Raw genomic sequence first — 25723 nt, 5'->3', positions numbered from 1 at the left:
CCCGCCTCACTTTATTATAGGACCCGGTAACTCCGCCCCGGAGCTGCGTCATCCCCATCCACCGGCCATTGAGACCGCCCCCGTTTCGTGGGAATACGGCGCCAATGATGTCCACGGGAGTGAGCCATGACCTACCGCGCGCCGATTTCTGACATGCTGCTGTCGCTCAACCATGGCGCCGGCCTCAAGGCCGCAGTGGAAGCCGGCCATTACGGCGATTTCGACGCGGACATTGCCGCGGCCGTGCTGGAGGAAGCCGGGAAATTCGCAACCGACGTGCTGGCGCCGCTCAACAAGGTCGGCGACGAGCACGGCATCAAGCTCGAGGACGGCAAGGTCACGACCGCGCCGGGCTGGCCCGACGCCTACAAGCGCTGGACCGACGGCGGCTGGAACGCGGTGTCCGGTCCGGAAGATTTCGGCGGCCAGGGCCTGCCGCTCGCGATCAACGCGGCCTGCACCGAGATCTGGAGCGCCGCCAATCTCGCCTTCGGTCTCTGCCCGCTGCTGACGGCCTCCGCGATGGAAGCGCTGGAAGCGCATGGCAGCGACGAGCTGAAGACAATCTATCTCGAAAAGCTCGTCTCCGGCGAATGGACCGGCACGATGCAGCTCACCGAGCCGCAGGCCGGCTCCGATGTCGGCGCGCTGCGCACCCGCGCCGAGAAGCAGGCCGACGGCACCTATCGCATCAAGGGGACGAAGATCTTCATCACCTATGGCGAGCACGACATGACCGACAACATCGTGCACTTCGTGCTGGCGCGCCTGCCGGACGCGCCCGTCGGCACCAAGGGGATCTCGCTGTTCCTCGTGCCGAAATTCATGGTCAATGCAGACGGCTCGCTGGGCCAGCGCAACGACATCTATGCCAGCGGCGTCGAGCACAAGCTCGGCATGCATGCTTCGCCGACCTGCACCATGACCATGGGCGATCATGGCGGCGCCATCGGCTTTTTGATCGGCGAAGAGAACCAGGGTATGCGCTGCATGTTCACGATGATGAACCAGGCCCGCCTCGGCGTCGGCCTGGAAGGCGTCGGCGTCGCCGATCGCGCCTATCAGCAGGCGCTGTCCTACGCCCAGGAGCGCAAGCAGGGCCGCGCCGTGGGCAAGAAGGGCGACGGCTCGGATGCGATCTTCGTCCATCCCGACGTCAAGCGCATGCTGATGCGGATGCGGGCGCAGACCGCAGCGGCGCGCACCATCTGCTATGCGACCGCGGTCGCGATCGACGTCTCCACCCGCGCCAAGGACGCCAAGGTGCGGAACGACGCGGCCGCGCGCGCGGCGCTGCTGACGCCGATCGCAAAGGGCTATTCCACCGACATCGGCAACGAGGTCGCCTATCTCGGCGTGCAGGTGCATGGCGGCATGGGCTTCATCGAGGAGACCGGCGCCGCGCAGCATTATCGCGATGCCCGCATCACCGCGATCTACGAAGGCACCAACGGCATCCAGGCGATCGATCTCGTCACGCGCAAGTTAGCTGCCAATGGCGGCGCGTCGGTGTGGACACTGCTCGACGAGCTCTCGGCGACCGTCAAGCAGGTGGAAGCCTCCAACGATCCCGCCTTCGGCACCACGGGCACGAAGCTGCGCGAGGCGCTGGAAGCGTTGACGCGCACCAGCAAATGGCTGCTCGAGCGCGTTGCTTCCGCACCGAACGAGGCGCTCGCCGGCGCGACGCCGTATCTCCAGCAATTCGGCGCAACGCTCGGCGGCTGCATGCTGGCCTCCGAGGCGCTCGCCGCCAAGGCCGAGGGCGCGACGGATGCCGCGCGCTACGTCTCGCTCGCGCGCTTCTTCGCCGAGAACATCACGGTGCAGGCAGGAGCGCTCGAACGCACGGTGACCGAGAGCGCGGAGTCGGTTGCGGCGGCGGACGCGGTGCTGTTGGGATAGGGACACGGCCGGTCCGTCATCACCCCTGCGCGCCCGCTCTCCACTGTCATTCCCCGCAAAGGCGGGGAATCCAGTACGCCGCGGCTTCGCGATCACTTTGAACGTCTCGGAGTACTGGATCGTCCGCCTTCGCGGACGATGACACCGAGTGTGTGGGACACACCAACTACACTGCGGCTCCCGCGTTGGCACTTCGCTCAGCCCAGCTACGAAGCCGCAATCTCCGCCCTTCTCCCCGGCCGCCACAGCACCACGCCCGCGGCGACGAGATCGAGCACCACGCACAGCGCGAACGCCGTCGTGTAGTTGCCGGTGAAGCTGCGCACCAGGCCGACGATGCCGGGGCCGAAGGCGCTGACGATGCCGCTGATCGAGGTGCCCAGGCCCATCGCGGCAGCAAAGGCGGAAGAGCCGATCTCGCGCTGGATGATCAGAGGCGGAAACGTGATCATGTTGCCGATCGAGAAGCCGTAGACAGCACAGCAGGCCAGCAGCACGGTCGGGCTCGTGCTTTGCAGGGCCACGAACAGCGCGGCAGCCTGGCTCGTCATCGACGCCGCGCAGGCGAGCCTGGGATCGAGCCGGTCGACGAACAGGCCGAGCGACAGGCGGCCGACGATCGCCATCGCTGCCATGAGGGTCACGGCAAGGCCGGCACTCGCGCGCCCGATCAGCGGCTCGAGAAACGCCACCTGGTGGATAATGAAGCCCATCTGCGCCAGCAGCGCGATCGCGATCGGCAACACCATGGTCCAGAATGCCGCATTGGCGAGCAGCGCCTTGCGCGAGTGAACCGGCGCAGCCGCGCCGGGGGCACGTCCGCCCGAAGAAGGCAACGTCCCCGCGGGCCAGCCGATGAACGTCACGACCACAGGCAGCACCAGCACCATCATGGCGAGCGTGGCAGCCAGCATCGCGGACCGGAAACCGATGCTGCCGGTGAGCGACAGCAGCAGCGGGACCAGGATGATGCCACCGCAGGTCGCACCGTTGAAGGCGAGGCTGAGCGCGAGGCCACGGCGCTGCTCGAACCAGGAGTTCAGCACGGTTGCGATAACCACGGTGCCCATGCCGGTCCAGCCGACCGACATCAGCGCATAAGCGAGATAAAGCTGCCAGGGCGTCTGCATCAGCGCCAGCAGCACGGTCGAAGTGCCGAGTGCAGAAAGGCCGCAGAGGATCAGTGCGCGCAGCCCGATGCGGGCGAGCAGGACGTCGGTGAAGATGACGAGGACGGAGGTGAGAAGGAATGAGAACGTGCTGGCCGCGGAGACCAGCGTGCCCGGCCAGCCATGGACGCGCTGCAGCTCGGCCAGATAGACGCCCTGGCCATAGAGGCCGAAGCCGAACATGAAGAAGGCCATTATGAAACAGGCCAGCACGACGCGCCAGCCGCGATAGTGCAGCGAGGATTCGTCAATGCGCGTTGCGGCAATCATATCAATGGAGCAATCGCTGAAAGCAAATGGCGCCGAGCCCGATCGTGCCCCACAACCCCCGGTTTTTCAAATGAAACATTGTAGCCATTTGTTGCAATGCGCAATAGCACGTGACGAGCGATACGGCCGGCCGTCACAGGATCGGCATCGAAAAGCCGAACCGGCGCATTGGCAGGGCTGCAAGATGATGTAGGCTGGCGCTTCGTGAGACACGCCAGAGGCAAGCGCCGCGGCGATCGCAGGGAGCTCGCATGCCGAACGGCAATATCGTCGTCACCGAAGAGCGTGGAACGCGCGTAATCACCCTGCGCCGACCGGGCAAGAAGAACGCGATCACGCAGGACATGTATCGGGAGATGAGCCGTGCGATCGACACCGCGCAGAACAACCCCGACATCCGCTGCATGATCATTACCGGCGGCTCCGGCGTGTTCACCGCCGGCGACGACATCGACGATTTCCTGAATGCCGACACCTCGCGCCCCGAGACGCTGTCGGAAGGGGCCAAATTTCTCTATTCGCTGGCCCTCAATGCCAAGCCGATCATCGCGGCCGTGGACGGCGCCTCGATCGGCATGGGCACGGTGATGCTGTTCCACTGCGACTATGTGCTCGCCTCGAACGCTGCGACCTTCTCGGCGCCTTACATCCATCTCGGCCTCGTTCCGGTCGGCGCCGCGAGCCTCTTGATGCCCAATACGATGGGCTACCAGCGCGCCTTCGCAATGCTGATCATGGGGCGAACCTTCACCGCCGCCGAGGCGCACGCCGCGGGCTTCGTCAACACCGTGGTCTCACCGGGACACACCGAGGTCGAGGCGCGCAAAGTGGCACGCGAGATCTGCCGGCTACCGGCCGAGGCCGTTGCAACCTCGCGCAAACTGCTGCGCACCCCGCCGGAAGAACTCACCCGCCGCATCGACCAGGAAGGCCATCTGTTCGGCGAGCGGCTGAAGTCGGACGAAGCGGTGGCGGCGTTCAATGCGTTTGCGAACAGGAAGAAAAGGTGAGTGGTCTCTATCCGCAAGACCGGGCATCGTAGGGTGGGCAAAGGCGCACTTGCGCCGTGCCCACCACCTACCAAATTGCGATAGAAGGTGGGCACGCTTCGCTTTGCCCACCCTACGACATCCCCGTCGCAATTCGCGGAAACAACCCCTCATCCGGCGCTTCGCGCCACCTTCTCCCACAGGGCGAAGGAAGGAAGCGTCAGGCGTTCACGACAATGCTTCGTGAAATCTTCGCGCGGAGTGGCTACTCTCTCTCCATGCGATACCGATCCGCCCTTGCCGTCTTCGCGCTGATCTTTGCCCTGCCCGCCTCGGCCCAGACCGCCGCGCCGGTCGAGCTGCGCATCCTCGCAATCAACGATTTCCACGGCAATTTGCGTCCGCCGCCGGGCGGAATCCGTATCGGAGATCCCGAGGACAAAGCCAAGAAGGTCATGGTCGCCGCCGGCGGCGCCGAATATATGGCGACGCTGGTGAAGCAGCTGCGCGAGGGACACAGGAACACGATCTTCGTCGCCGCCGGCGATCTGATCGGCGCGAGCCCGTTCCTGTCGGCGATGTTTCACGACGAACCTTCGATCGAGTCGCTCTCGATGATGGGGCTTGCGATCAGCTCGGTCGGCAATCACGAATTCGACGAAGGCAAGACCGAGCTCCTGCGGATGCAGAACGGCGGCTGCCATCCGCTCGACGGCTGCCAGGGACCGCATACCTTCACCGGCGCCAAATTCAAATATCTCGCCGCATCCACCTTGGAGACCGCGACGGGCAAGAGCGTGCTGCCGCCTTATGAGATCAGGGAGTTCGACGGCATCCCCGTCGGCTTCATCGGCCTGACGTTGAAGGAGACTGCCGGCATCGTCTCGCCATCAGGCATTACCGGGCTCGAATTCCGCGACGAGGCTGAGACCGTCAACGCGCTGGTGCCGCAGCTGAGGGCGCGCGGGGTCGAGGCGATCGTGGTGTTGATCCACCAGGGCGGCGAGCCCTCGGGCGACTACAACGAATGTCCTGCAATCACGGGACCGATCGTCGATATCGTGAAAAAGTTCGACCGTGCGGTCGACGTCGTCGTCAGCGGCCATACCCATCGCGCCTATGTCTGCGACATCGACGGACGGCTCGTCACCAGCGGCGACAAATACGGCACGCTGGTCACCGCGATCGACCTCAAGCTCGATCCGGCAAGCCGCGACATCGTCGGCGCCAAGGCCGAGAACGTCATCGTCGCCAATACCTCGCTGGCGAAGGATCCCGAGCAAACGGCACTGATCGAGGCTTACGACAGACTGTCGGCGCCGATCGCCAACCGGCCGGCGGGATCGGTGACGCAAACGCTGTCGCGTAGTCCCAACGAGGCCGGCGAAAGCCCGCTCGGCGACGTCATCGCAGATGCGCAATTATTCGCGACCCGCGACGCCAAGGACGGCTCCGCCGTCATCGCACTCACCAATCCCGGCGGCATCCGCACCGACATCGTGCCGAAGGAGAACGGCGCGATCACGTTCGGTGACGTCTTCGCGAGCCAGCCGTTCCGCAACCGCCTCGTCACCCTGACGCTGACCGGCAGCCAGCTCAAGGACCTGCTGGAACAGCAATGGCTGGACCCGAAGCGGCCCCGAATCCTCCAGGTGTCGAATGGATTCAGCTATGCCTGGGATGCGGCGAAGCCATTCGGCGAGCGCGTGAGCCTCGACAAGATGACGCTCAACGGCAGGCCGGTCGAAGCCGGGAGCGGATATCGCGTCACCGTCAACGATTACCTCGCCGTCGGCGGCGACGGTTTTACCGTCGCCAAGCAGGGCACGGCGCTGCAATATGGCGGCTATGATGCGGACGCGCTGTTCGCGTTCTTCCGGGCGCATGGGCCGATCGGTCCGCTGCCGCCGACCCGCATCCTGCGGGTGAATTGATCCGGATCAAACCGGCCGGCGCGGGCCGACCCTTTGCCATTGCCGCCCAAATGCCTAGATTGGGTTTTGCATTGCGTTTTGGCGCCGGATGCGCCAAGCGACGTCAAGCGCCGTTTTTCCCGCGAGGCCGACCTGATGAGCACGCTTCTTCTCTCCCACAAGGCCTGCCTCGACCACGTCACGCCGCCGGGACATCCTGAAAGGCCGGATCGCCTGCGCGCAGTGGAGGAAGCGCTGTCGCATGAGCGTTTCCAGTTTCTGGTGCGCGACCAGGCGCCGGAAGGCGATCTCGATCTCGTCACGCTGTGCCACAACGAGCATTACGTCACCGAGCTGCGCCACATCGCGCCGACCAGCGGCCAGGTCTATATCGACGGCGACACCTCGATGTCCCCCGGCACCTGGGAAGCGGTGATGCGCGGCGTCGGCGGCGCGGTGGCCGCCACCGAAGCGGTGATGGCCGGCGAGCATCGCAACGCCTTCGTCGCCGTGCGCCCTCCCGGACATCACGCCGAGATCGGCAAGCCGATGGGCTTCTGCTTTTTCGACAATGTCGCGATCGCCGCGCGCCACGCCCAGCGCAAATACGGCATCAAGCGCGCCGCCATCGTCGATTTCGACGTGCATCACGGCAACGGCACGCAGGACATCTTCTGGTCGGACCCCACCGTGATGTATTGCTCGACACACCAGATGCCGCTGTTTCCGGGCACCGGCGCCAAGAGCGAACGCGGCGATCACGACACCATCGTCAACGCGCCGCTCGCCTCCGAGGACGGCGGGCCGGAATTCCGCAGCGCGTTCGAAAATCTGATCCTGCCGCAGCTGGAAAAATTCAGCCCCGAGCTGCTCATCATCTCCGCCGGCTTCGATGCGCATTACCGCGACCCGCTGGCCTCGCTGAATTTGCGCGCGGAGGACTACGCCTGGGTGACGCGCAAGCTGATGGACCTCGCCGACAAGAGCGCCGGAGGGCGCGTGGTTTCGGTGCTCGAGGGCGGCTACGACCTGCAAGGACTGAAAGAATCTGTTACGGCGCATGTCGGCGCCTTGATGGGCGCCTGACCACGCCCGCCACATTAAGCCCGCAAAACCCGCCTTCACTGAGGGCTAAGCGAACCGGGCAATCGGAAACGGATATGGCCGAAAATACTCAAATCGACGTCTCCAGGCTCACTTTCGAGCGCGCGATCGAGGAACTCGAGACGATCGTGAAGCGGCTCGAAGACGGCAAGGTGCCGCTCGAGGAATCCGTGACGATCTATGAGCGCGGAGAAGCCTTGAAGCGCCGCTGCGAGGATTTGCTGCGCCAGGCAGAGGCCCGCGTCGACAAGATCACCACCGATGCCAGCGGCCAGGCTACCGGCACCGCGCCGCTCGACGTTCAGTAGCTAAGGGTTCCCACATCTGGCCTGACCGAACTTGATCCCCGTTGTAGTGCACGAGGGTCACAGTCGGCTGCCTTTTTCATGATCGCACGGCGCCGTCCCGTGCGACATTACGGTTCCATATGTCGGAAGCACGCTGAACCCCGTCTTGGAACCGGGAAGTACGAGGATAAGAAAGCTCTGATTCTGGCGAAAAAGCTCGCTCAGAGACTTGGCCAGCCTGGAACCCCTCGTCGCGGGCCGCAGTTAACCACTCTGGCCCACCGGTTGCACTGCATAACCCCCAATCGGCCCAGCGGGTTGGCTTTGGCCTCAGCTTTGGTGTAAAGCTGCGCGGAGTGTGGCTTTTTGCAAGCCTTGCGTGGGCACAGATTACCAACGACAAGCGCTTCAAACTGCTGATGAATTGGCTGGGACGGGCGAAGCCGATCTAAGTGACAGGGATCACAGAGACTGAACCGGAGCGCACTTAAGCTTACCTAAGCTTGAAGACGGGGCCTTGCCCCATGCAGGTGGCTCCGACGGTTTGAGGACTCGCGCTGCGCCGAAATTGTGCAAACCCATCTTGCACCGGAATGACCTTCCGGCGCTGACAAATTGGAAATCGCCGTGAACGCATACAGTAAAACGCCGCTCCTCGACACCATCCGGACGCCGGAAGACCTGCGCAAGCTCAAGATCGAGCAGGTTCGCCAGGTGGCCGACGAGCTGCGGCAGGAGACCATCGATGCCGTCTCGGTCACCGGCGGTCACTTCGGCGCGGGTCTCGGCGTGGTCGAGCTCACCACCGCGATCCATTACGTCTTCGACACGCCGCGCGACCGGCTGATCTGGGACGTCGGCCATCAGGCCTATCCCCACAAGATCCTCACCGGCCGGCGCGACCGCATCCGCACCTTGCGCACCGGCGGCGGCCTGTCCGGTTTCACCAAGCGCAGCGAGAGCGATTACGATCCGTTCGGCGCGGCGCATTCCTCGACTTCGATCTCGGCCGGTCTCGGCATGGCCGTCGCGCGCGACCTCTCCGGCGGCAAGAACAACGTTATCGCCGTGATCGGTGACGGCGCGATGTCGGCGGGCATGGCCTATGAGGCCATGAACAACGCGGGTGCGATGAACTCGCGCCTGATCGTCATCCTCAACGACAACGACATGTCGATCGCCCCGCCCGTCGGCGCCATGAGCGCCTATCTGTCGCGCCTCTATTCCGGCAAGACCTATCGCACGCTGCGCGATGCGGCCAAGCAGATCAACAAGCGCCTGCCCAAGATCATCGCCAGCCGCGCCAACCGCGTCGAGGAATATTCCCGCGGCTTCATGATGGACGGCGGCACGCTGTTCGAGGAGCTCGGCTTCTACTATGTCGGCCCGATCGACGGCCACAATCTCGACCATCTCCTGCCCGTGCTGAAGAACGTGCGCGACATGGAGACCGGCCCGATCCTGGTCCACGTCGTGACCCAGAAGGGCAAGGGCTACGGCCCCGCGGAAGCCTCGGCCGACAAGTACCACGCCGTCGTCAAGTTCGACGTCGCGACCGGCACCCAGGCCAAGGCCAAGCCGAACGCCCCGGCCTATCAGAACGTGTTCGGCCAGAGCCTCGTCAAGGAAGCGCAGAAGGACGACAAGATCGTCGCCATCACCGCCGCCATGCCGTCAGGCACCGGCGTCGACATCTTCAACAAGGCTTTCCCCGACCGCACCTTCGACGTCGGCATCGCCGAGCAGCACGCGGTGACCTTCGCCGCCGGCCTTGCGAGTGAAGGTTACAAGCCGTTCTGCGCGATCTACTCGACCTTCCTGCAGCGCGGCTACGACCAGATCGTGCATGACGTCGCGATCCAGAACCTGCCGGTCCGCTTCGCCATCGACCGCGCCGGCCTCGTCGGCGCCGACGGTGCGACCCATGCCGGCTCGTTCGACAACGCCTATCTCGGCTGTCTGCCCAACATGGTGATCATGGCCGCGGCCGACGAAGCCGAGCTCGTGCACATGGTGGCGACCCAGGTCGCGATCGACGATCGTCCGAGCTCGCTGCGCTATCCGCGCGGCGAAGGCCGCGGCATCGAGATGCCCGAGGTCGGCATTCCGCTCGAGATCGGCAAGGGCCGCATGATCCGCCAGGGCAGCAAGATCGCCCTGCTCTCCTTCGGCACCCGCCTCGCCGAGTGCGAGAAGGCGGCCGACGAACTCGCCGCCCATGGCCTCTCGACCACGATCGCGGACGCGCGCTTCATGAAGCCGCTCGACACCGAACTGGTGCTCAAGCTCGCCCGCGACCACGAGATCCTGATCACGATCGAGGAAGGCTCGGTCGGCGGCTTCGGCTCGCATGTGGCGCAGTTCCTGACCGACCAGGGCGTGCTCGACACCGGCATGGTCAAGTTCCGCTCGATGGTGCTTCCCGACGTCTTCCAGGACCACGACACGCCGGCCGCGATGTACGGCCGTGCCGGTCTCGACGCCAAGGGCATCGTCGCCAAGGTGTTCGAAGCGCTCGGCAAGGACGTCAAGGCCGAGACGGTCAAGCTGGCCTGAGCCGTCGCGACAGACGCTGCCCCCCACCTCTCCAATCGGGAGAGGTCGGATTGCGCAAGCAATCCGGGTGAGGGGTTGAGGTCCCACGAGAGGGGGTAACCCCTCACCCGGCGCTTCGCGCCGGCCTCTCCCGATGGGGGAGGTGTCGCATCGCGCTTCGCATCGGCAGACCGCACCCATGAAAATCTATCTGGCAGGCCCCGACGTTTTCCTGCCGGATGCGGTCGAGATCGGCCAGCGCAAGGTTGAAATCTGCGCTTCGCACGGGCTCACCGGCCTTTTTCCCCTCGACAACGCGATCGAGCTCACCGCGCCCGATGCCTCGCGGCAAATCTTTTGCGGCAACGAGGCGATGATGGACGCGGCCGATGCGATCATCGCCAACCTCACCCCGTTCCGGGGCGCCGGCGCCGATCCCGGCACCGTCTACGAGCTCGGCTACATGGCCGGCCGCCGCAAATTCTGCCTCGCTTATTCCAACGATGGCGCGGTTTATGCCGACCGCGTCGGCCGCTTCATGGACGTCGTGTCCGAGGACGGACGGCTGGTCGACGCGCAGGGGTTGACGGTCGAGGATTTCGGCCTGGTCGACAACCTCATGATGATCCATGCGCTGGAGCTGCATGGCTGCGCGCTGGTCACGCCGGCCACGATGCCGATCGACGTCTGGCACGATCTCGCCGCGTTCGAGACTTGCGTCCGCATGGCGGCCGCGCGATTGATTGCTACATAGAGCATGATCCGGGCCCGGAGGGCCGCGTAAGCGCAAAGTGTGCAGCGGTTTTCCGATAAGATCATGCTCAAACGTTAAGTCGTCGTTCGGAGATCCGATGCCCCCTGCCCGCAAGCGCGCGGATGTATTGCTGGTCGAGCGTGGCCTGTTCGAGAGCCGGGCGCGGGCGCGCGCGGCGATCGAGGCGGGCCTCGTCACGGCCGACGACAAGCAGGTCGCAAAACCCTCGGAGACGATCGCCGAGGACGCGATCATCCAGGCCGAGCCGGCGCATCCTTACGTCTCTCGCGGCGGCGTCAAGCTTGCCGGGGCGCTGGAGCGTTACCCGATCGAGATCGAGGACCATGTCTGCCTCGACGTCGGCGCCTCCACCGGCGGCTTTACCGAGGTGCTGCTCGCGAACGGCGCGAGCCTGGTGTTCGCGATCGATGTCGGCACCAGTCAGTTGCATCCCTCGCTGCGCGATCATCCCAAGATCGTGTCGATGGAGGATACCGACATCCGCAGCTACGAGGGCAAGCGCCTGCCGGCACGGCCCGACATCGTCGTCATCGACGTCAGCTTCATCTCGCTCAAGACGGTGCTGCCGGTGGCGCTGTCGCTCGCGGCCGCGCCGATGAGCCTGCTGGCGCTGATCAAGCCGCAATTCGAGGCCGAGCGGAAGCACAACAAGAAGGGCATCATCCGCGACACCGCCGTGCACCGGGAGATCTGCGACGACATCGCGGCGTTCGCCGCCTCGCTCGGCTGCACCGACATCGAGATATTCCCGTCACCAATCACGGGTGGCGACGGCAATGTCGAATTCTTCCTGGGCGCGCGCCGTGGTTGAACGGCTGACGATCGATCACGTCGGCCATCGCGGCGACGGCGTCTCGCTCACCACGGGCGATGCCGTCTACGTGCCCTACACGCTCGGCGGCGAGACGGTCGAGGTCGACCACGTCGTGGGCCACCATCCCGATCGCCGCAAGCTGCTGGCGGTGCACGTCGCAAGTCCCGAGCGCGTCGAACCGTTCTGCCCACATTTCGGCGTCTGTGGCGGCTGCGCGATCCAGCACTGGGCCGCCAAGCCCTATCAGGCCTGGAAGCGCAGCATCGTGGTCGAGACGCTGGTGCAGGCCGGCCTCGATTGCGAGGTGGCGGAGCTGGTCGATGCGCACGGCGCAGGGCGCCGGCGCATCACGCTGCATGGTCGCTTTGGCACGCACGACATCCTCAAGGTCGGCTTCTCCGCGACGAGCTCGCACGACGTCATTCCGATTCATCGCTGTCCCATTCTCGATCCCGGGCTCGAGGGCGCGCTCGAGGCCGCCTGGGCCCTCGCCGAACAGCTGACGTCCAAGATGCCGGTGACGAAGCCGCTCGACATCCAGGTCACCGCCACCGCCAACGGCCTCGACGTCGACGTGCGCGGCTCCGGCCCGTTGCCGACGGCGCTGGTCACCGCGCTGTCGCGCGTCGCCGAACTGCATCGCCTGGCCCGGCTGACGCGGCATGGCGAGCTGGTGCTGCAACGCCTGCCGCCGACGGTGAGGATGGGCCGCGCGGAGGTGACGCTGCCGCCGGGCTCGTTCCTGCAGGCCACGGTGGCGGGCGAAGAGACGCTTGCGGCGCTCGTTGCCGAGCGCGTCGGCAAGGCCAAGGAGGTTCTCGACCTCTTCTGCGGCGTCGGCCCATTCGCGCTACGGCTTGCCGAGAAGGCGCGCGTCACCGCGTATGACAGCGACCCCGGCGCCATCGCCGCGCTCGCCAAAGCGGCGCGCACACCCGGCCTGAAGCCGATCAAGGCCGAACCACGCGACCTGTTCCGCCGCCCGCTGGTGCCGCAAGAGCTGCGCGACTTGGACGCCGTGGTGTTCGACCCGCCGCGCCAGGGCGCGCAGGCGCAGGCGCTGAAGCTTGCCGCGAGCAAGGTGCCCGTCGTCGTCGCCGTGTCCTGCAACGTCGCGACCTTCGCGCGCGATGCGCGACTCTTGATCGACGGCGGCTACAAGCTCGAAACGGTGGTACCGGTCGACCAGTTCCGGCACACGCCGCATGTGGAGCTGGTGGCGAAGTTTAGACGCTGAAGCGGGATGAATATCAACGCGCTTTGGGTTATTGTTGACGCATGATCTTTCCGGAAGACCGCTTCGCACTTTTCCGGATCATGCTTTAGCGCCGAAGCCCACTCAGCGCCGGCGACTCCCCCGGCAGCATGTTCGATCTGATGTCGCTGTCCATGCGGCCCGAGTCCTGCTGGCCGAATCCGGCCCCAAACGACAGACTGAGGTTGGAGGTGGGCTTGAACTCGACACCCGCAAATGCGCTGTATCCCGGTGCGGCGCCGGAGGTCAGCGGCGCAATCGAGCTGCCGATGCCGTTGCCGAATTTCAGCGTTTCGACACCTGCGAAGAACGTGACGGGCAAGCCGCCCGCCGTCTTGGTGTTGTAGCCGAACTGCGTGCTGTCATAGGACAGCGCGCTGAAATTGCCGGCAAAACCAGTCTGGCCGAGGCCGCTCCAATTGAGGTTGCCCCGTTGGCTGCCGACGAAGAAGCCGTTCGCAAAATTGGTGCGGCTCCCTGCATCGCCGGCATTGAAGCTCTGGAAATTGCCATAGGTATCGGCGCTCTGGCCATCGCTGCCGCCAAGGCCGAAGGGTCCGCCGGGAATCCAATATCTCAGGGGCGCGACTTGCGCATGAGCGGGAGCTGCGCAAACGCAGAGCGCGGCGAAGAGGATTGCGAGCGCGGGTGAAGTGGCAAAGCCTGGCATTCAGATAACCGTCAGAAACTTCCCAAATCATACCCGCCGGCTCCCAAGATTGCCAGCAACGCGATGCCGGTGGTTCCCCCACCGGATCACCTTTTCCTGACGCATTGAACCTGCTCCATGACGAACGGACCCATTTAAAGGACGCGCTTGCCCGCGTCCGTGTCCAAGACACTTGAAAATGCCATCACATGGAGGCTGTCATGGAGGTCAATACCGACAGGTTGAATGCCTTTATGGGCAAGATGATCACCGAGGTCGGGGCCGCGATGAACGCGTCGCTGGTCCTGCTGGGCGACAAACTCGGCCTGTACCGCGCCCTCGCCGCCAAAGGGCCAATGAACTCCGCCGAGCTCGCGAGCGCCACCGGCACGGCGGAACGTTATGTCCGCGAATGGCTCGCGAGCCAGGCGGCATCCGGCTACGTCGAATATGATGCAGCATCCGGAAAATTCTCGATGCTGCCGGAACAGGCAATGGCGCTGGCCGATCAGGACAGCCCGGTGTTCCTCGGCGCGGTCGGCAATGTCATCGCCGCTGCCTTTCTCGACGAGCCGAAGATCACGGACGCGTTCAGAACCGGCAAGGGTGTCGGTTGGAACCGGCGCAGCGAGTGCCTGTTCTGCGGCACCGCGCGCTTCTTCCGCACCGGCTACATGCATCATCTGGTGCAGGAGTGGCTGCCTGCGCTCGACGGTGTCGTGGACAAGCTCAAGCGCGGCGCCAAGGTGGCCGATGTCGGCTGCGGCCACGGCGTTTCGACACGGCTGATGGCCGAGGCCTTTCCGAACTCGCGCTTCTACGGCTTCGACTATCACGAGGGCTCGATCGAGGCCGCGCGAAAGGCCGCTACGGAGGCCAAGCTGGGCGATCGGGTCTCCTTTGCCGTTCAATCGGCCAAGTCTTATCCGGCCGAGGGATACGACCTCGTCTGCTTCTTCGACTGCCTGCACGATATGGGCGATCCCGTCGGCGCCATCAGCCATGTCCGGAAAACCATGGCCGAGGACGGCACCTGCATGCTGGTCGAGCCGTTCGCAGGCGATCGCCTTGAAGACAATCTCAATCCGGTCAGCCGCGTTTATTATGCGGCCTCGACCATGATCTGCACACCGGCCTCGCTGGACCAGGAGGTCGGTCTCGCGCTCGGCGCACAAGCCGGCGAGGCAAGGCTGCGCAAGGTCGCGCGCGAAGGCGGCCTCTCGCGCTTCCGTCGCGCCGCCGAAACCCCGTTCAACCTGATCCTGGAGGCGCGGATCTGACCGTATCACAGGGGTCGCGTGACTGCGGCATACGGCCATGCCGATGCCGCAGCCTGACGCCGCATGGAGCTCCTTGCCTCGCTCGGGCCGTCACGTAAGCTGGCGGGCTACGACGCTGTTGTTGGAAGATCGACCGGCAATTGAAGCGATCGATATCTTGAAGCCCGGAGAACCCGGTGACATCCGACAATCCCGTCACTTACGAATGCGCTGGCAACATCGCCCGCATCACGCTGCGCCGCCCGCCCGTCAACGCGCTGAGCCTCGAGGTCATCCGCGCGGTGGTCACAGCTTTCCACCGGGCAGCGGACGATCAGGACGCGCGCGTGGTCGTGCTGGAGAGTGCGATTCCAAAACGCTTTTCGGCGGGCCTCGATCTCGACATCCTGCTCGGCAAGCCCGGCGCCCAGATCCGCGAATTCCTCCAGGCGCTCTATATCGACCTCTACGACGCCCAGTACGGGCTCGGAAAACCATCGATCGCGGCGGTCGGTGGCGCGGCCCGCGGCGGCGGCATGACCATGGCAGTGTCCTGCGACGTCGTGCTGGCGGCCGAAAGCGCGACGTTCGGCTATCCCGAGATCGACGTCGGGGTCATCCCGGCGATCCACTATGCTCATCTGCCGCGCATCGTCGGACGTCACCGCGCCTTCGAGCTGCTGTTCACCGGCCGCGTCTTCAGCGCCACAGAGGCTCGCGAGCTCGGCGTGGTGAACCGCGTCGTCGGCGATGCGGAGCTCGAGGCGGAGGTCGCCACGCTGGCGGCGCGGTTCTCAGGGAAATCAGCGGCGGTGCTGCGCATGGGCCGCGCCGCCTTCATGCGCCAGATCGATCTGGACTACCGGCGCAGCATCGCCAGCGCCGTGGACGACTTCTGCAACGTCGCGACCTCGGACGAGGCGCAGGAGGGCTTGAGAGCGTTCGTGGAGAAGCGACCGCCGAAATGGTGAGGACGGCAGCCCGCGCCGGCAACGCCGTGCGCTCAGGCGGTCTTGTCGAGCGTGGAGGATGAATCAGCCGGCGGATATTTGGTCACCGGCACCATGAAGGATTTGCTGCCGACCTGATAGATGACCCTGCCGTTCTGCCCGTCGTCGGTGGCGATCTGCGCCTGTCCGAACATGATGACGTTCTTGTAGACGATGCCGGTGCCCTGGCGGGTAATGCCGTCGGTGGTGACGCTGACCTGGGCTTCCTTGCCGTTGACCGAGAGCACCTTGAAGCTCGCGCTCTTGCCGTTGTCGCTGGAATAGCCACCCCAGCTCCCCATGAGACGGCTGTCGGACGGCGGCGGATCCTGCTTCTCCAAATTGGCGGTCTGCTTGCCGGCACCGCCAACGGAGTAGAGCAGCACCATGTTCTTGCCGTCCTTGGTGCCGACCGTGACCCCACCGAAGCTGATCAGCGAGCCGTTGACCTCGGCAAAACCACGCTCGGTCCGCCCGTTGTGAGTGTACTCGACCTGCGCCCGGGCACCGCGGATGTTGATGACATTGAAGCTGACAGGCTGGTTGTTGCCGACCCAATTGCCCTTCCATTCGCCGAGCAGCCTGCTCTGGCGAAACACCCGCTCGTTGGCGGGGGAAATCTGGCTGGTGGTCGCTGAGACGGTGGCCATTGGACTGCTCGGTGGACGGGCCTGACAAACCCGCTTTCGTTCGCGTCCGATCGGAAGCAAACTGAAACACCCGGATTAGGGCCACGTGCCGGTTAACGAGGGGTTAAGCTCGATCGCCCGACGAGATGAGGCGAAAGGTCCCAACGGAGCCGGCTGTCAGCGGCCCCAGCGATCCGACCAGATCTTCTCGCCGATCATGCAATTGACGCGCGGCTCCCTGTCGGCAACCCGCATCACCGGGCGCTCCGGCGTCCGGCCGGCGACCTCCATCAGCAGCTTGGTGCGGATCGCTTCCTTGAACTTATCGCGCTCTTTGATCGTGATGACGAAGGAGCCGGGACCGCCGATGACGCAGTCCTCGTAGTAGAAATCGAGATTGTCGATATCCATCGTCGAATAGGACGGCTCCTTGACCATGATCGGCAGACCGTTGATGACGATGCCCTTCTCGAGCGCGGCGTCGCGCGCCACCGTGACCGGGCCGCCATTGTTGTTGGGGCCGTCGCCGGAAATGTCGATGACGCGGCGCAGGCCCCGATACGGATCTTCGTCGAACAGCGGCATGGCAAAAGTGATCGCGCCGGAGATCGACGTGCGCGAGGCGCGCCGGATCGGCGTCTTCATGATCTCGGCGGCGACCGCATCTGCCGTCTCCGGCCCGTCGACCAGCCGCCAGGGGATGATGATCTTCTGGTCGCTGGAAGCGGCCCATTCGAAATAGGTCACCGCGATCCGGCCGTTCGGACCGAGCTTCAGGGCCTGGAGGAATTCCTTCGACTGGATCGCCTGCGCGTAGCCTTCGCGCTGGATCGCGAGCTCGTCCATGTCCATGGAGTAGGAGACATCGACCGCCAGGACCAGCTCGACGTCGACCGCCTGCGCGTCCTTGTCGGCGGCGAGCCGCTGAGTCTTGGTCGGCTCAAAATTCGGCCCCGGTGCCGCGACGCCCGCGACATCTCCTCCGGCGAGTACGCCGGCCACCAGCACAGCCCCGATCGAGAACAGCAAGCGCATCGCAGCAGTCTCCCGTCGTATGACGCGATGGTGACATGCAAACGCCTTGCCGCAAAGCGCGAAGATCGTTTGCACTTCACATTCGAGTTAGGAATTTGCGAGCTTCACGCAAACCCGCCGCCATGTTGCCGCGCTTGCGTCACCGGAACTCGCGCGATCACAGACGTCCTCGCGCAGCCGAGAATCTCGGCATTCCGGGTTCTCGCGACGCACACCCGGAATGACACGTGCAATGTGGAGACACGCCCCCACCCACTTGTCCGGCACAATTTCCATGCTAGGCTGGCCGCACAGATGGGGATGGAGTCCCCCGACAACCGCCCGGCGGTCCGTTGCCGTAATGGGCTGATGACTCCTGCTCGAGGTGGGGCTCTCATAGAGGCTCTGCCTTTGGCGGGAGCATGGACAAACCCGCCGACGGCGGGTTTTTTGTTGCCTGAAGGCAGGGTCAGGAGAAGGCGTGACGACGACGACACCGAATGCTGCACGGACCTCGCTGCCCAGGGGAATCTGGGTGCTCGGCTTCGTCTCGATGCTGATGGACATCTCTTCCGAGATGATCCATGCGCTGCTGCCGATCTATCTCGTCACTGTGCTCGGCGCCTCCACGCTCACCGTCGGTTTCATCGAAGGCATTGCCGAGGCGACCGCCTCGATCACCAAGATCTTCTCCGGCGCGCTGTCGGACTGGCTCGGCCGCCGCAAGCTGCTCGCCGCGCTCGGCTATGGGCTGGCCGCATTCACCAAACCGCTGTTTCCGCTTGCGCCAAGCGTCGGCTGGCTGGTGGCGGCGCGCTTCATCGACCGCGTCGGAAAGGGCATCCGCGGCGCACCGCGAGATGCGCTGATCGCCGACATCGCCCCCGTCGGCCTGCGTGGCGCAAGCTTCGGGCTGCGGCAATCGCTCGACACCATCGGCGCCTTCCTCGGGCCGCTCGTTGCGATCGGCCTGATGTGGTGGACGGCCGACAATTTCAACATCGTGTTCTGGGTTGCGGTGCTTCCGGCCTTTCTGGCCTTTGGACTGATCGCCTTCGCCGTGAGCGAGCCGAACCCCGATCCGAGCAGGGAGCGTGCGAAGAATCCGCTCAATCTCGCCGCGATGCGCCAGCTCGGAGCGGTGTACTGGCGCGTCGTCGCGATCGGAATCGTGTTCACGCTGGCGCGCTTCAGTGAGGCCTTCCTGATCCTGCGCGCACAGAACATCGGACTCAGTGCGATGTGGGTGCCGGCGGTGCTGGTGCTGATGAACGTCGCCTATGCGCTGTCGGCCTATCCGGCCGGCGTGCTGTCGGACCGGATCAACCGGACCGGCCTGCTCGCGCTTGGCCTGGTCTTCCTCGCCGCTGCCGACCTCGCGCTGGCCTTGCTGCCGAGCCTTGCGGGCCTCGCGCTCGGCGTCGTGCTGTGGGGGCTACATATGGGACTGACGCAAGGCTTGCTGTCGGCGATGGTCGCCGATGCCGCCCCGCCAAGCCTGCGCGGCACCGCCTTCGGCTATTTCAACCTGTTCACGGGTCTTGCTCTGCTCGCTGCGAGCGTGATCGCCGGCGCGTTGTGGGACGTCTACGGTCCGGCAGGCACGTTCCTGGCGGGGCTGGCCTTCGCGCTGGTCTCGCTCGTCGGGCTGCTCGCAGTCGGCGGCGGGTTGGCGGCAAAGGACCAATGATGCAGGTCGCAAACCAGGGAACGGGACGTTGAACATCCAATACATTCTGGCAGTCGCGGCAGGCGGAGCGCTCGGCGCGGTCCTGCGCTATCTCGTTGCCATCGGTTCGGGGCGCGCCTTCGGCACCGACTTTCCGTGGGGCACGCTGATCATCAACGTAACGGGATCGTTCCTGATCGGCGTCTTCACCGCGTTGTTCGCGACGAGATGGAACCTGCCGCAGGCTGCCCGGATATTTTTGACTGTCGGCATCTGCGGCGGATACACGACGTTCTCGACGTTCTCGCTGGATGCCTGGTATCTCATCGAACGCGGCCAGACCGTTGCCTCCGCCGTCTATATGATTGCATCGGTGGTGCTGTCCGTGGGCGCGCTGATCGCCGCCTTGCAGCTCGTCCGCGCGCTTCCGTAGGCAGCGCAGCCACGCATTCCTGCCCATCCGCAACGGCATGATCACGACCACATCGGCCATCTTGGAGCAGGCCGGGCGCCTGCAATATGATGAGACGGCTGGAGCTGATCAGGGCCGGGGCGTTTCAGGACACGATGAACGATACCGTCACCACGCCGAAAACCAGGACGAAGACCAAGGTCGAGCGGCCGCGGCTGCACAAGGTCATCCTGATCAACGACGACTACACGCCACGAGAGTTCGTCACGATGATCCTCAAGGCCGAATTCCGTATGACCGAGGCTCAGGCCTACAAGGTGATGATCACCGCACACAAGCTGGGGACCTGCGTCGTCGCCGTGTTCACCAAGGACGTCGCGGAGACCAAGGCGACGCGCGCCACCGACGCCGGCCGCGCCAAGGGCTATCCGCTGCTGTTCACGACGGAGCCGGAGGAATAGGGCTCAGCCGGCCTGCGCGTACGTCTCTTCCGCCAGCCCGTACACGCGCTGCGCCTTGGAAAATCCTGCGATCGGAAATTCGCCGAGCTCGTGCCAATCGTGCCGGCAGACATTGGCGAAACCTTCCGAGGCGACGACGGTTCGCCCCAACCGCCCCGTGATCTTCTCCAGCCGCGCCGCGAGATTGACGGCGGGGCCGATGCAGGTGAAGTCCAGCCGGTTGCCGCCGCCGATATTGCCATACAGGATATTGCCGACGTGCAGCGCGACGCCGAAGCGGAAACGCTCGACGGCCTCGCCGACAGGGATGGCGAGCGCTTCGACGCTGGCGCGGGATTCGCGCGCCGCCTCCAGCACGCCCGCGCAGACATGGGCGGCATCGCCGACATATTCGTCGATGGGAAACACGGCGAGCAGACCGTCGCCCATGAATTTCAAGACCTCGCCGCCATGGCCGCGGATCGCGGTGACCTGGCAATCGAAATAATGGTTGAGGATCGTGACCACCGCCTCGGCCGGCAGCCGGTCCGACAGCGCGGTAAAGCCGCGCAGATCCGAGAGCCAGATCGCCGCCTGCATGGTGTCGTTGTGGCCGCGGCGGATCTGGCCTCCCAGGATGCGCGCGCCCGCGCGATTACCGACATAGGTGTCGAGCAACATCTCCGCGGTGCGGCGCAGGCTGATGATCTCGCTGACGCGCGCGAGCGGCGCGATGATGGCCCGGATTGCCGCTATGTCGTCATCGCTGAAGCCGCCGGGCTGCCGAGTCATCCAGCTGGTCGCATGGGTCGAGCCGTCGAGGAACGGCAGCGGCACTGCGATATAGTCGGTCGCCCCTTCGGCGCGCATGTCGTCGACGATCGGAAACCGCTTGCTGTTGGGATCATCGACCCGCCCTCTCACCTCCACGCTCTGCTCGAATACGATACGAAGCGGGCTTTGGGCGAATTCGGGCGTATCCAGGACATCGAAATCGACGCTGCCGATTTCGACATCCTCGCCCTGCCGCCAGATGAAGTTGCGGCCGAAGATTTCGGGATGCAGCGTGCGGATGAAGATGCCGAACCGCCACAGCGGCAGGCCGGCCGCGACCAGACGTTCGCAGAAATCGGCGATCATCTCGGCCGGCTCCTGAGCCGACCAGGCGCCGTCGATCAGCCAATTCAAAACGCGCTGGAGCTCGGAGCTGTTCATGCCCGCATTTGCGGACGAAGTTGCGGGGCCGTCAAGCTGCGCGGTGGGCTAGTACCGCGGCATTATATCTGGCGCATGATCTTCGGAAAATCGCTTCACATCTTTCCGGATCATGCGTTACCGCCCCACCTGCCCGCGATCGCGCAGGAAGTGATCGGCGAGCACGCAGGCCATCATGGCCTCGCCGACGGGGACGGCGCGGATGCCGACGCAGGGGTCGTGGCGACCCTTGGTGAAGATCTCGGTGTCGGCGCCGCTGCGATCGACGGTGAGCCGCGGCTGCAGGATCGACGAGGTCGGCTTCACGGCGAAGCGCACCACCACCGGCTGTCCGGTAGAGATGCCGCCCAGCACGCCGCCGGCATGGTTGGACCGGAAGCGCGTGCCGTCATTGCCGGTGCGCATCTCGTCGGCGTTCTCCTCACCAGTCAGTTCTGCCGCGCCAAAACCGGCACCGATCTCGACGCCCTTCACCGCGTTGATGGTCATCATCGCGCCCGCGAGATCGGAATCCAGCTTGGCGTAGATCGGCGCGCCCAGGCCCGCCGGCACGCCCTCGGCGACGACTTCGATCACCGCGCCGATCGAGGAGCCGCTCTTGCGGATGCCGTCGAGATAGGTTTCGAAAAACGCGGCCTTGTCCTTGTCGGGGCAGAAGAACGGGTTTTTCGCGATCTCGTCCCAGTCCCACTTCGCGCGATCGATCTTGTGCGGACCGATCTGCACCAGCGCGCCGCGCACCTTGACGTCGGGCAGCACCTTGCGCGCGATCGCGCCGGCAGCGACGCGCATCGCCGTCTCGCGCGCGGAGGAACGCCCGCCGCCGCGATAGTCGCGCAGGCCGTACTTCGCTTCATAGGTGAAGTCGGCATGACCAGGACGAAACTTGTCCTTGATTTCCGAATAGTCCTTCGAGCGCTGGTCGGTGTTCTCGATCAAGAGCCCGATCGGCGTGCCCGTCGTCACCTGCACGCCGGTCTCCGGATGCGCCATCACGCCGGACAGGATCTTCACCTGATCCGGCTCCTGGCGCTGGGTGGTAAAGCGCGACTGCCCGGGCCGGCGGCGGTCGAGGTCCCGCTGGATGTCGGCCTCGGTGAGCGGAATCATCGGCGGACAGCCGTCGACCACGCAGCCGATCGCCACCCCATGGCTCTCGCCGAAGGTGGTGACGCGGAACATGTGGCCGAAAGTGTTGAAGGACATCGCTGCTCGCTGGTGAGGTTCCGGCGAGTGGTAACGCGCTCTCGATGGGGGGTCAAATGCCTGCGGAGTTCGTCATGGCCGGGCCTGTCCCGGCCATCCACGTTCTTGGGTGCCGCAACCAAGGAAGTCCGTGGATGCCCGGGACAAGCCCAGGCATGACGGCGGAGGAGGCGCCGCTGCCCCTAGCTATATTTCTCCAGGCCCCCATCCCGAAACACGTAGACGGCGCCCTGCTCGATATAGAGCTCAGCCGCGCTGGCGGGGGTCTCGATGCCCAAAGCCACCATCAGGGCCCGGCAGGTGCCGCCATGGGCCACCGCGACGGTGTCGACCAGGAGCGACTCGTACCAGTCGAGCATCCGCAGCTGCACGGCGGCATAGGTCTCGCCGCCGGCCGGCGCGACCGTCCATTTGTCGGCGAGGCGGCTTGCATAGACATGGGGATCAAAGGCCTCGCTTTCGGCCAGTGTCAGCCCTTCCCAGGTGCCATAGCCGATCTCCCGCAGGCGGTCGTCGAGCGAATAGTCGGCAGGCGGCAGTTCGAGCTTGCCGCGCACGAGTTCCATGGTCTGGCGCGCTCGCCCGAGCGGGCTTGCCACGTATGGCACCGCCGCCTTGTCCTTGCCCTCGCGCCTGAACAGATCGGCGAGAACATCAGCCGCGTGCACCGCCTGGCCGCGGCCCTTTGCGTTCAGGGGGACGTCCTGTGTGCCCTGGAGCCGTCCGAGCGCGTTCCACTCGGTCTCGCCATGGCGAAGGAAGTAGATCGTGGGCACGGACATTCGAGCTAAAGGCTAGTCCTTCCCGCCAAACGAGATATCAGGCGCGTCCGGGCGCTTCATGCCGAGCACGTGATAGCCGGAATCGACGTGGTGCACCTCGCCGGTCACGCCGCGCGACAGATCGGAGAGCAAATACAGCGCGCTGCCGCCGACGTCCTCGGTCGAGACGTTGCGCCGCATCGGCGCGTTGGCCTCGTTCCATTTCAGGATGTAACGGAAATCGCCGATGCCGGACGCGGCGAGCGTCTTGATCGGACCTGCCGAGATCGCGTTGACGCGGATGTTCTTCTCGCCGAGATCGGCGGCGAGATAGCGCACGCTGGCCTCCAGCGCGGCCTTCGCCACGCCCATCACGTTGTAATGCGGCATCCATTTCTCGGCGCCGTAATAGCTGAGCGTGATGAGCGAGCCGCCGTCCGTCATCAGCTTCTCCGCGCGCTGCGCCACCGCAGTGAACGAATAGCAGGAGATCAGCATCGACTTGGAGAAATTCTCCTGCGTGGTGTCGACGTAGCGGCCATCGAGCTGCTCGCCATAGGCGATCGCGTGCACCAGGAAGTCGATCTTGCCCCACTTCTCCTTCAGCACCGCGAAGGCGGCATCGATGGATGCAGCGTCCGTGACATCGCAATGGCCGAGCACGAGCCCGCCGATCTCCGCGGCGAGCGGCTCGACGCGCTTCTTGAGCGCATCGCCCTGATAGGTGAAGGCGAGTTCGGCGCCAGCCGCGTGGCATGCCTTGGCGATGCCCCAGGCGATCGAGCGGTTGTTGGCAACGCCGAGGATCACGCCTCGCTTGCCGTGCATCAATCCTTGCATTAGACCTGAATTCTGCGCCATTTTTCGATGTCCCATCGCGCGGGTTGAGGTCTGGAGGTACACCAGCCCTCCTTCGCGGTACAGTCCTAATACGTGGCGTTAACGCTGTTTCGAGCGCCGGAATAGCCGTTCCATTCGGGTGTTATGATCGTTGAGGCGCTTGCCCCGAACACCCGGACGTCATGACCGCAATGAATGCGTTTCGCCAGAGTGTGGAAGCCATGATCCCGGCGTTGCGCCGCTACGCTCGCGCGCTCACGCGCGATGCGGATGCGGCCGACGATCTGGTGCAGGATACGTTGGTGCGCGCGCTGCGTTCGGAGCGCCTGTTCCTCGGAGGCGACGTCAGGAGCTGGCTGTATACGATCCTGACCAACCTCAACAAGAACAGGCGGCGATCGCTGGCGAGGCGGCCGCAATTCATGCCGCTCACGGACAACAATCCGGATGCCAGCGGGACCGAGGCCGAAGGCCGCGACATCGAGAAGGCGCTGGCCACGCTCGTCGAGGAGCAGCGGTCGGTGCTGCTGCTCGTAATGCTGGAGGGCATGAGCTATCGCGAGGTCGCCGACATCCAGGGCGTGCCGATCGGCACCGTGATGTCGCGCCTGGCGCGCGCCCGCGCCCACGTCAAGGCGTCGCTGGAGGGCGAGCGCCCGGCGCTCAGGCGGGTGAAATGATGGCAGGGTCGATGCATCGCGTATCGTCCACCCGCATGCCGATGGGGCGGGCGACGTCGAGTTACGAAGGACATTTTAGGCGGCAAGGCCAGAGACGACCAATATGAACGACCGCAACATTCCGATCACCGAAGACGAGCTGCACGCCTATGTCGACGGCGAGCTGCCGGCCGAACGTCGCGCTGATGTCGAGGCTTTTCTTGCCGCCAATCCCGACGAGGCCGAGCGTGTGCAGTCCTGGCGCGCCATGGCCGAGATGCTGCACGCCCGTTACGATTCCGTCGTCCTGGAGCCGGTGCCGGTACGGCTGGAGCTCGAGCGGCTGGAGCGCCGCCCCCGGCAATGGTTTTATGGCGCGGCCGCGGCCGTGCTGGTTGCCTTCGTCGCCGGCGGCACCGCCGGCTGGGTCGCGCATGGCGCCGCCAACGCGCCCTCGACCTTCCAGAGCTTGACCGCGGACGCGCTCGACGCCCACCGCCTCTATGTCGTCGAGGTCCGCCACCCCGTCGAGGTCGGCGGCAACGAGCGCGACCACCTCCAGGCCTGGCTGACCCGGCGCTGCGGCTGGACCGTGTTCGCGCCGAACCTGGAGGCGAGCGGGTTGAAGCTCGTCGGCGGCCGGCTTCTGCCCGGACCGAACGGGCCGGCATCGTTCCTGATGTATGAGGGCGCCTCGGGCGAGCGGTTCACGATCTACGCGACCAAGACCGAGAGCGGGGCGACGCAGATGCGCTATGCCAAAACGGACAAGGACGGCGCGCTGTTCTGGGCCGAGCGCGGGGTCGGCTACGTCGTCAGCGGCGGCGGCGACCGCGATCGGCTGACCAAGGTGGCGCAGGCGGTGTACGACCAGGCGGAGAAAAACGGCACCTGAGCAACCGCATGAATGCGGTGCCTCGATTCCGACATTGAAAATTTGGAATCAGGACATCGACGCGTCTCAT

Annotated in this window: 24 protein-coding genes and 1 riboswitch; of the genes, 16 read left to right on the top strand and 8 right to left on the bottom strand. The window is 65.1% G+C overall.

Annotated features, from left to right (window positions below):
• The first annotated feature begins 126 nt into the window (after positions 1-126).
• Complete coding sequence (locus tag BCCGELA001_RS11640; protein WP_060735346.1) at positions 127-1905, top strand: acyl-CoA dehydrogenase; 1779 nt, start codon at positions 127-129, stop codon at positions 1903-1905.
• Between the two features lie 206 nt (positions 1906-2111).
• Here the strand turns inward: BCCGELA001_RS11640 and BCCGELA001_RS11635 are convergent, their stop codons facing one another.
• A complete protein-coding gene (locus BCCGELA001_RS11635) occupies positions 2112-3344 on the bottom strand; it encodes an MFS transporter (protein WP_060735345.1) in 1233 nt (410 codons plus the stop codon).
• A gap of 251 nt (positions 3345-3595) precedes the next feature.
• Between BCCGELA001_RS11635 and BCCGELA001_RS11630 the strand changes: the two genes are divergently transcribed.
• From BCCGELA001_RS11630 to BCCGELA001_RS11595, 8 genes are all read left to right on the top strand, one after another.
• On the top strand, positions 3596-4354 hold the full coding sequence (locus BCCGELA001_RS11630) for an enoyl-CoA hydratase-related protein (protein WP_008551224.1): 759 nt from the start codon (positions 3596-3598) through the stop codon (positions 4352-4354).
• Between the two features lie 257 nt (positions 4355-4611).
• A complete protein-coding gene (locus BCCGELA001_RS11625) occupies positions 4612-6267 on the top strand; it encodes a bifunctional metallophosphatase/5'-nucleotidase (protein ID WP_008551226.1) in 1656 nt (551 codons plus the stop codon).
• Between the two features lie 135 nt (positions 6268-6402).
• Positions 6403-7332, top strand: a complete 930-nt coding sequence (locus BCCGELA001_RS11620; protein ID WP_008551228.1) for a histone deacetylase family protein — start codon at positions 6403-6405, stop codon at positions 7330-7332.
• Positions 7333-7406: 74 nt separating this feature from the next.
• Positions 7407-7658, top strand: coding sequence for an exodeoxyribonuclease VII small subunit (locus tag BCCGELA001_RS11615; protein WP_008551229.1), 252 nt, complete (start codon positions 7407-7409; stop codon positions 7656-7658).
• 606 nt (positions 7659-8264) lie between these two features.
• Entirely contained in the window at positions 8265-10193 is a 1929-nt protein-coding gene (dxs, locus tag BCCGELA001_RS11610) for a 1-deoxy-D-xylulose-5-phosphate synthase (RefSeq protein ID WP_060737613.1), read from the top strand.
• A 178-nt stretch (positions 10194-10371) separates the two neighbouring features.
• Positions 10372-10926, top strand: coding sequence for a nucleoside 2-deoxyribosyltransferase (locus BCCGELA001_RS11605; protein ID WP_008551270.1), 555 nt, complete (start codon positions 10372-10374; stop codon positions 10924-10926).
• Between the two features lie 97 nt (positions 10927-11023).
• Positions 11024-11758 (top strand): TlyA family RNA methyltransferase, encoded by a 735-nt coding sequence (locus BCCGELA001_RS11600; protein ID WP_060735344.1) that lies wholly within the window; start codon positions 11024-11026, stop codon positions 11756-11758.
• Positions 11751-12998: a class I SAM-dependent RNA methyltransferase gene (locus BCCGELA001_RS11595; protein WP_060737612.1), complete on the top strand. Its 1248-nt coding sequence runs from the start codon at positions 11751-11753 to the stop codon at positions 12996-12998. The genes BCCGELA001_RS11600 and BCCGELA001_RS11595 overlap by 8 nt, the downstream gene beginning before the upstream one ends.
• An 85-nt stretch (positions 12999-13083) precedes the next feature.
• On the opposite strand, the gene BCCGELA001_RS11590 is transcribed toward BCCGELA001_RS11595, so the two are convergent.
• Positions 13084-13686 carry a hypothetical protein gene (locus BCCGELA001_RS11590; protein ID WP_008551281.1) on the bottom strand — a complete coding sequence of 201 codons (603 nt, stop codon included), beginning with the start codon at positions 13684-13686 and terminating at the stop codon, positions 13084-13086.
• A gap of 200 nt (positions 13687-13886) precedes the next feature.
• Between BCCGELA001_RS11590 and BCCGELA001_RS11585 the strand changes: the two genes are divergently transcribed.
• Together BCCGELA001_RS11585 and BCCGELA001_RS11580 are read left to right on the top strand one after the other, a co-directional pair.
• Positions 13887-14945 carry a class I SAM-dependent methyltransferase gene (locus BCCGELA001_RS11585; protein ID WP_008551282.1) on the top strand — a complete coding sequence of 353 codons (1059 nt, stop codon included), beginning with the start codon at positions 13887-13889 and terminating at the stop codon, positions 14943-14945.
• A gap of 176 nt (positions 14946-15121) precedes the next feature.
• A complete protein-coding gene (locus BCCGELA001_RS11580; protein WP_060735343.1) occupies positions 15122-15895 on the top strand; it encodes an enoyl-CoA hydratase/isomerase family protein in 774 nt (257 codons plus the stop codon).
• A 32-nt stretch (positions 15896-15927) separates the two neighbouring features.
• On the opposite strand, the gene BCCGELA001_RS11575 is transcribed toward BCCGELA001_RS11580, so the two are convergent.
• Complete coding sequence (locus BCCGELA001_RS11575; RefSeq protein ID WP_060735342.1) at positions 15928-16563, bottom strand: hypothetical protein; 636 nt, start codon at positions 16561-16563, stop codon at positions 15928-15930.
• A 156-nt stretch (positions 16564-16719) separates the two neighbouring features.
• Positions 16720-17577: a DUF1194 domain-containing protein gene (locus BCCGELA001_RS11570; protein ID WP_060735341.1), complete on the bottom strand. Its 858-nt coding sequence runs from the start codon at positions 17575-17577 to the stop codon at positions 16720-16722.
• 287 nt (positions 17578-17864) lie between these two features.
• A riboswitch (Fluoride riboswitch) is annotated at positions 17865-17942 on the top strand.
• Between the two features lie 95 nt (positions 17943-18037).
• Here BCCGELA001_RS11570 and BCCGELA001_RS11565 point away from each other — a divergent pair.
• The 3 genes from BCCGELA001_RS11565 (at position 18038) to clpS (ending at position 20098) form a co-directional block, all read left to right on the top strand.
• Positions 18038-19246 carry an MFS transporter gene (locus BCCGELA001_RS11565; RefSeq protein ID WP_060735340.1) on the top strand — a complete coding sequence of 403 codons (1209 nt, stop codon included), beginning with the start codon at positions 18038-18040 and terminating at the stop codon, positions 19244-19246.
• A gap of 28 nt (positions 19247-19274) precedes the next feature.
• Positions 19275-19658: a fluoride efflux transporter CrcB gene (gene crcB / locus BCCGELA001_RS11560; protein WP_008551296.1), complete on the top strand. Its 384-nt coding sequence runs from the start codon at positions 19275-19277 to the stop codon at positions 19656-19658.
• 134 nt (positions 19659-19792) lie between these two features.
• On the top strand, positions 19793-20098 hold the full coding sequence (clpS, locus tag BCCGELA001_RS11555; RefSeq protein ID WP_008551298.1) for an ATP-dependent Clp protease adapter ClpS: 306 nt from the start codon (positions 19793-19795) through the stop codon (positions 20096-20098).
• Between the two features lie 3 nt (positions 20099-20101).
• Here the strand turns inward: clpS and BCCGELA001_RS11550 are convergent, their stop codons facing one another.
• The 4 genes from BCCGELA001_RS11550 to fabI form a co-directional block, all read right to left on the bottom strand.
• The gene (locus BCCGELA001_RS11550; RefSeq protein WP_060735339.1) at positions 20102-21292 is read right to left on the bottom strand and encodes an adenylate/guanylate cyclase domain-containing protein; all 1191 of its coding nucleotides are present in this window, start codon (positions 21290-21292) and stop codon (positions 20102-20104) included.
• 117 nt (positions 21293-21409) lie between these two features.
• Complete coding sequence (gene aroC / locus BCCGELA001_RS11545; RefSeq protein WP_060735338.1) at positions 21410-22498, bottom strand: chorismate synthase; 1089 nt, start codon at positions 22496-22498, stop codon at positions 21410-21412.
• A gap of 182 nt (positions 22499-22680) precedes the next feature.
• On the bottom strand, positions 22681-23280 hold the full coding sequence (locus tag BCCGELA001_RS11540; protein ID WP_008567077.1) for a histidine phosphatase family protein: 600 nt from the start codon (positions 23278-23280) through the stop codon (positions 22681-22683).
• A 12-nt stretch (positions 23281-23292) separates the two neighbouring features.
• Positions 23293-24120, bottom strand: coding sequence for an enoyl-ACP reductase FabI (fabI, locus tag BCCGELA001_RS11535; protein WP_060735337.1), 828 nt, complete (start codon positions 24118-24120; stop codon positions 23293-23295).
• Positions 24121-24290: 170 nt separating this feature from the next.
• Here fabI and BCCGELA001_RS11530 point away from each other — a divergent pair, with 170 nt between their 5' ends.
• Both BCCGELA001_RS11530 and BCCGELA001_RS11525 read left to right on the top strand, forming a co-directional pair.
• Complete coding sequence (locus tag BCCGELA001_RS11530) at positions 24291-24779, top strand: sigma-70 family RNA polymerase sigma factor (RefSeq protein WP_008551322.1); 489 nt, start codon at positions 24291-24293, stop codon at positions 24777-24779.
• Between the two features lie 103 nt (positions 24780-24882).
• A complete protein-coding gene (locus BCCGELA001_RS11525; RefSeq protein WP_060735336.1) occupies positions 24883-25653 on the top strand; it encodes an anti-sigma factor family protein in 771 nt (256 codons plus the stop codon).
• The last annotated feature ends 70 nt before the right edge of the window (positions 25654-25723 follow it).

The sequence above is a fragment of the Bradyrhizobium sp. CCGE-LA001 genome, assembly GCF_000296215.2.
GTDB lineage: Bacteria > Pseudomonadota > Alphaproteobacteria > Rhizobiales > Xanthobacteraceae > Bradyrhizobium.
The sequence above is the reverse complement of the archived record's forward strand: the minus strand, read 5'-3'. Positions and strand labels throughout refer to the sequence as shown.

Bases quoted from the DNA above. Each gene is read 5' to 3' on its own strand.
- BCCGELA001_RS11640 (WP_060735346.1), top strand. From the start codon at position 127: ATGACCTACCGCGCGCCGATTTCTGACATGCTGCTGTCGCTCAACCAT.
- BCCGELA001_RS11575 (WP_060735342.1), bottom strand. From the start codon at position 16,563: ATGGCCACCGTCTCAGCGACCACCAGCCAGATTTCCCCCGCCAACGAG.
- BCCGELA001_RS11525 (WP_060735336.1), top strand. From the start codon at position 24,883: ATGAACGACCGCAACATTCCGATCACCGAAGACGAGCTGCACGCCTAT.
- BCCGELA001_RS11590 (WP_008551281.1), bottom strand. From the start codon at position 13,686: ATGCCAGGCTTTGCCACTTCACCCGCGCTCGCAATCCTCTTCGCCGCG.
- BCCGELA001_RS11630 (WP_008551224.1), top strand. From the start codon at position 3,596: ATGCCGAACGGCAATATCGTCGTCACCGAAGAGCGTGGAACGCGCGTA.
- BCCGELA001_RS11550 (WP_060735339.1), bottom strand. From the start codon at position 21,292: ATGAACAGCTCCGAGCTCCAGCGCGTTTTGAATTGGCTGATCGACGGC.
- BCCGELA001_RS11540 (WP_008567077.1), bottom strand. From the start codon at position 23,280: ATGTCCGTGCCCACGATCTACTTCCTTCGCCATGGCGAGACCGAGTGG.
- aroC (WP_060735338.1), bottom strand. From the start codon at position 22,498: ATGTCCTTCAACACTTTCGGCCACATGTTCCGCGTCACCACCTTCGGC.
- BCCGELA001_RS11620 (WP_008551228.1), top strand. From the start codon at position 6,403: ATGAGCACGCTTCTTCTCTCCCACAAGGCCTGCCTCGACCACGTCACG.
- BCCGELA001_RS11625 (WP_008551226.1), top strand. From the start codon at position 4,612: ATGCGATACCGATCCGCCCTTGCCGTCTTCGCGCTGATCTTTGCCCTG.
- BCCGELA001_RS11570 (WP_060735341.1), bottom strand. From the start codon at position 17,577: ATGCGCTTGCTGTTCTCGATCGGGGCTGTGCTGGTGGCCGGCGTACTC.
- BCCGELA001_RS11635 (WP_060735345.1), bottom strand. From the start codon at position 3,344: ATGATTGCCGCAACGCGCATTGACGAATCCTCGCTGCACTATCGCGGC.
- BCCGELA001_RS11615 (WP_008551229.1), top strand. From the start codon at position 7,407: ATGGCCGAAAATACTCAAATCGACGTCTCCAGGCTCACTTTCGAGCGC.
- clpS (WP_008551298.1), top strand. From the start codon at position 19,793: ATGAACGATACCGTCACCACGCCGAAAACCAGGACGAAGACCAAGGTC.
- BCCGELA001_RS11585 (WP_008551282.1), top strand. From the start codon at position 13,887: ATGGAGGTCAATACCGACAGGTTGAATGCCTTTATGGGCAAGATGATC.
- BCCGELA001_RS11600 (WP_060735344.1), top strand. From the start codon at position 11,024: ATGCCCCCTGCCCGCAAGCGCGCGGATGTATTGCTGGTCGAGCGTGGC.
- fabI (WP_060735337.1), bottom strand. From the start codon at position 24,120: ATGGCGCAGAATTCAGGTCTAATGCAAGGATTGATGCACGGCAAGCGA.
- BCCGELA001_RS11530 (WP_008551322.1), top strand. From the start codon at position 24,291: ATGAATGCGTTTCGCCAGAGTGTGGAAGCCATGATCCCGGCGTTGCGC.
- BCCGELA001_RS11605 (WP_008551270.1), top strand. From the start codon at position 10,372: ATGAAAATCTATCTGGCAGGCCCCGACGTTTTCCTGCCGGATGCGGTC.